Source organism: Mycobacterium sp. 4D054 (assembly GCF_052245755.1).
Lineage (GTDB): Bacteria > Actinomycetota > Actinomycetes > Mycobacteriales > Mycobacteriaceae > Mycobacterium.
On the sequence record NZ_JBQQCF010000173.1, the window covers coordinates 1 to 424 of the forward strand.

General features: G+C 65.1%; 1 pseudogene. It reads left to right on the forward strand.

Going from position 1 to position 424, the window contains the following annotated elements:
- Window positions 1–126: 126 nt before the first annotated feature.
- Window positions 127–424 (forward strand): annotated as a pseudogene (locus tag ACTWP6_RS30435) (DUF222 domain-containing protein); the annotation flags it as partial.

Below are 424 nucleotides of genomic sequence, written 5' to 3' on the forward strand. Positions count from 1 at the left end.
TTCCTTTGCTCGAGTGACTTTGGTCGGTCTCTCGAAGAATCACGCGATGACCCTCAATCAGTCGGCTACGACACGCCGGTACCGCTGATCAGGTCCGACTCGTACACCACTCTGCTGGACGCAACCGAGGATCCCGATGAATGGGTGTTGGTGTGGGGTCAGATCCTGGGCTGTGATGCCGTGCTGCTGGCGGCCCGGATCGCTGAGTTGCTCAAGAACGTGTGTGCCGATGATCCGCGCGACATGGGGGAGCGGCGGTCATGTGCGGTGGGGGCGATCATCCGACGCCAGGACCACCTGCCGTGCCGGTGCGGCAAAGCGGACTGCCCGGGCGCTGCGCCGGTGGCTCCGGGCAGCTCGAATGTGGTGATCTCCGTGCTCGCCGATCCCGCCGCGCTCGACGCCGCCTACCAGCTGATCACCG